At 40.0% G+C, this 4,800-nt stretch carries 1 protein-coding gene and 1 CRISPR repeat array; the gene reads left to right on the forward strand.

What is annotated here, in order from left to right:
* Position 1 precedes the first annotated feature (1 nt).
* Positions 2-4,360: a CRISPR direct-repeat array (repeat unit 30 nt; unit sequence GTTTGAATCGCACCTGTGAGGGATTGAAAC).
* A gap of 114 nt (positions 4,361-4,474) precedes the next feature.
* Positions 4,475-4,800, forward strand: a 326-nt coding sequence (locus NZ923_10645) for a hypothetical protein (protein ID MCS7230469.1), incomplete at its 3' end; no start/stop codon positions are given.

A 4,800-nucleotide genomic window follows, 5' to 3' on the forward strand; every position in this document is an offset into this window, starting at 1 on the left:
TGTTTGAATCGCACCTGTGAGGGATTGAAACAAGGAAATAATTGATTTAAATTAAAAACAAAAACAGGTTTGAATCGCACCTGTGAGGGATTGAAACTCCTTTTTTTCGTTCAAAAATTTCACAAATTTTTTTTCGTTTGAATCGCACCTGTGAGGGATTGAAACCTTCAAAATTGTTTGACACTAAATAACACCCACCAGGTTTGAATCGCACCTGTGAGGGATTGAAACTACAAAAATCTCAAAAACTTTTGAGTGGGTTTAATAGTTTGAATCGCACCTGTGAGGGATTGAAACTGAAAATAGAAGCAGGATACTGAAGATTAAAAAAGTAAGTTTGAATCGCACCTGTGAGGGATTGAAACAAAATTACAATTTTGTCTTTTTCTATGGTTAGAATATGTTTGAATCGCACCTGTGAGGGATTGAAACCCGCATATATTCCGTTTTTCAAAATATAATAATTTCGTTTGAATCGCACCTGTGAGGGATTGAAACAGTTGTAAATCGCCACTATTCTTTCGTCCGAAACGAGTTTGAATCGCACCTGTGAGGGATTGAAACACCTTTGGTTTTATTCACGTTTTCTCATTCTTCAGGTTTGAATCGCACCTGTGAGGGATTGAAACTCAATTCGTTTATTTTTAAAATTACATCTCCTGGAGGGGTTTGAATCGCACCTGTGAGGGATTGAAACTGGATTACAGAATTGCAGTTGCAAAAATGTTTTTGAAGTTTGAATCGCACCTGTGAGGGATTGAAACCAATTGCACAATCACAATTGCATTTGCATTTATATTACGTTTGAATCGCACCTGTGAGGGATTGAAACAAGATTAGGCAGGCGATTGGGCAAAATGGGACAAAAAAAGTTTGAATCGCACCTGTGAGGGATTGAAACTTTTGCTTTATTGAAAAAACCTCGGGATTATCAGCAAGTTTGAATCGCACCTGTGAGGGATTGAAACTCTCTTAACTTTTGTTTTAATTCGCTAACTTTTAACATGTTTGAATCGCACCTGTGAGGGATTGAAACATAACATTAAACATAGTTTCCCATCTAAAATTTCAATCGTTTGAATCGCACCTGTGAGGGATTGAAACTTTAAATACTTTGCATACTTTTGCAATGCTTTTAATGGTTTGAATCGCACCTGTGAGGGATTGAAACGTATTTTTAATGCATTTTCCACTTCTTCTAATTGTCGTTTGAATCGCACCTGTGAGGGATTGAAACACATTTTTTACAACAAACAAATTGTTATCTATCTTCAGTTTGAATCGCACCTGTGAGGGATTGAAACATTTCATAGCTACTGTTGACTATCAAATAAATTCCGTGTTTGAATCGCACCTGTGAGGGATTGAAACGAGAGAGATTACAAAAACCCTTAAAAATCTTTCCGTGTTTGAATCGCACCTGTGAGGGATTGAAACAATACCAATCCCATTTGTTTTTTCCGTTCCATCTGGTTTGAATCGCACCTGTGAGGGATTGAAACTTTTCAGTTAATTCGTTCACCCTCAACATCACGTCCCCGTTTGAATCGCACCTGTGAGGGATTGAAACGTAAGAAAACATTTCTACAACATCGTTGAAAAAAAGTGTTTGAATCGCACCTGTGAGGGATTGAAACATTGCAACTTGGTTTTTGCTCACAAAACACTTCAAGTTTGAATCGCACCTGTGAGGGATTGAAACACATATATGCAAATATGCATAACATTCACTACAATGGTTTGAATCGCACCTGTGAGGGATTGAAACGCGACAGATTGTTCTTCCAATTTAACACCTTGTTTCGTTTGAATCGCACCTGTGAGGGATTGAAACGAGATAATGTTCAAATACATTTTGTTACCTCCCTTTGTTTGAATCGCACCTGTGAGGGATTGAAACAGGTGAAGAGAGAATCAAATTGGTTTACAACCCAAAGGTTTGAATCGCACCTGTGAGGGATTGAAACTTGTTTACCTTTTTTTGTTTTTTATTGTTTTGATATGTTTGAATCGCACCTGTGAGGGATTGAAACTTTCTTAAGACGAAGAAACGGCCTATCGGGGTTTCAGTTTGAATCGCACCTGTGAGGGATTGAAACTTGACATTATCACTACATCATCACCGTTCCAATAGAGTTTGAATCGCACCTGTGAGGGATTGAAACGCATACGGGACATTGGTTCCCCACTCGAGCGTCACAGGTTTGAATCGCACCTGTGAGGGATTGAAACAATTTAAGCAAAACGTCTCCTGGAGGGGTTCCTACCCGTTTGAATCGCACCTGTGAGGGATTGAAACTCTGGAATGGCAGGGTGCCATTCCAGAAGAAGTATTGTTTGAATCGCACCTGTGAGGGATTGAAACTTAAATATGACTGCTGCGTATATGCCGTTTTTAATAGTTTGAATCGCACCTGTGAGGGATTGAAACAATAACCCTTCCCAGTCTTAAGCAACAATAATAATAAGTTTGAATCGCACCTGTGAGGGATTGAAACAAGTTTTTAACTGCATATAAATTACCCTCTAGTTTCGTTTGAATCGCACCTGTGAGGGATTGAAACGGAGGCTCAACTTCATAGGCAAACCTTAAGGGTTTCTGTTTGAATCGCACCTGTGAGGGATTGAAACTAGGACGTAATAACGTCCTACCGGGTTTTCAAACATTGTTTGAATCGCACCTGTGAGGGATTGAAACAAATGGGACAAAAAAAATAAGGCAAGTGCGGTAGTTTGTTTGAATCGCACCTGTGAGGGATTGAAACTAAATAAATTTCAGAGGTTTTTCTGTCGGTTCAAGTTGTTTGAATCGCACCTGTGAGGGATTGAAACAATACCAATCCCATTTGTCGTATTGCCATCTGTATCGTTTGAATCGCACCTGTGAGGGATTGAAACGGAGTAATTCCACCTTGGTTTTTCATTGCTTGCATAGTTTGAATCGCACCTGTGAGGGATTGAAACTATTTTGTGCATATTGCTTTGAAGTTTTGTTTTTGGTTTGAATCGCACCTGTGAGGGATTGAAACACTGGTATTGTTTTTACAACCTTCAAACGACTGTGCTGTTTGAATCGCACCTGTGAGGGATTGAAACTCTCTCAAATACTTTATATACCTTTGTCGCAGCACCGTTTGAATCGCACCTGTGAGGGATTGAAACTAGAAATTAACACTTTCAACAACGTTTGTTATCTCTGTTTGAATCGCACCTGTGAGGGATTGAAACCTTGCCCTTTAATTAATCTTCTTCTTTATCTTTCTTTGTTTGAATCGCACCTGTGAGGGATTGAAACCCAACTTTATCAATTGTATTTTTTTGCTCATCGCTGTTTGAATCGCACCTGTGAGGGATTGAAACTAACTTCAAAGTCACCAGCTATTGCAACAATTGCAATAGTTTGAATCGCACCTGTGAGGGATTTAAACGTACTAGTAGCTTTTTAATCTCATAGCTACTGTTAAGTTTGAATCGCACCTGTGAGGGATTGAAACTCAAATAACCATATCCAGACTTGAGGAGCATTAAACGTTTGAATCGCACCTGTGAGGGATTGAAACTAATTTCAAATTCAAACTCGTTACCAACTATCACCGGTTTGAATCGCACCTGTGAGGGATTGAAACACTATGTTCAAATACATATTTTACCCCTCCTTTTTTGGTTTGAATCGCACCTGTGAGGGATTGAAACAAAACAAAAAATGGAGAAACTAAATGAAACTCCTCTGTTTGAATCGCACCTGTGAGGGATTGAAACAGTAGACATATTTACCACCCTGCACAAGCATTTTTGTTTGAATCGCACCTGTGAGGGATTGAAACTAGAAATTAACAGCTTCAATAATGTTCTCCATTTCTTGTTTGAATCGCACCTGTGAGGGATTGAAACTTAATCACCCTGCCTTCCTCAAGTCTAACTACCTTGGTTTGAATCGCACCTGTGAGGGATTGAAACAAAAAATAAAAGTGTGACAAAAATGGTGGAGCAAAAAAGTTTGAATCGCACCTGTGAGGGATTGAAACATAGGAAACAGGTTTTTCGTTGTTAGAAATGGAATATGTTTGAATCGCACCTGTGAGGGATTGAAACTAGTTTTAGGGTCACGTCCACTGGAATGGCACCCTGGGTTTGAATCGCACCTGTGAGGGATTGAAACGAATGGCACCCTGCCATTCCGTAAAAACATATCTGCGTTTGAATCGCACCTGTGAGGGATTGAAACCAAAAATCGGGTTATATGGGGCCTGATTTAGCCCCTGTGTTTGAATCGCACCTGTGAGGGATTGAAACTCGCTTTTAGTTATTCAAAATCTTTTTCGCTTAATTTGTTTGAATTGCACCTGTCCCGAAGGGATCCCTTAGGAATGAGGGATTGAAACATATTGGGAGGGCGATGCTACCACCGAACCAAAAGGCTGATGGCTTTTGAGAGAAAAGCGACAAAAATTTAAGCGAAGGGAGGGGACGAGCGATGAGAAAGGCGTTGCTCATCTCATCAATTTCAGTTTTGGCATTTTCACTGGTGCATGTGTCTTCGTTGGCTCAAAAAGGTGAGCGTAATGCAGTAAGTTACCTTTCAAAAGTCATGGACAAATTCCACACCTCCTTTGATGTTTACACTGACCTCAATGCTGCAGGTAATCATTTTTTGGTGAGGGCGAAAATGGGTGCGCCTGGAGAGGAAAATGCAATTCCACCTATGGATGAGGCTTCCACTGAAAATCCTCGTTCAGGTGCTACATGCATCAAGGCTACCTACAAGCCAGGCTTTGTTGGCTGGGGCGGATGGTATTTCAT

Origin of the sequence: Candidatus Kryptonium sp., from assembly GCA_025060635.1 — a bacterium.
Classification (GTDB): domain Bacteria; phylum Bacteroidota; class Ignavibacteria; order Kryptoniales; family Kryptoniaceae; genus Kryptonium.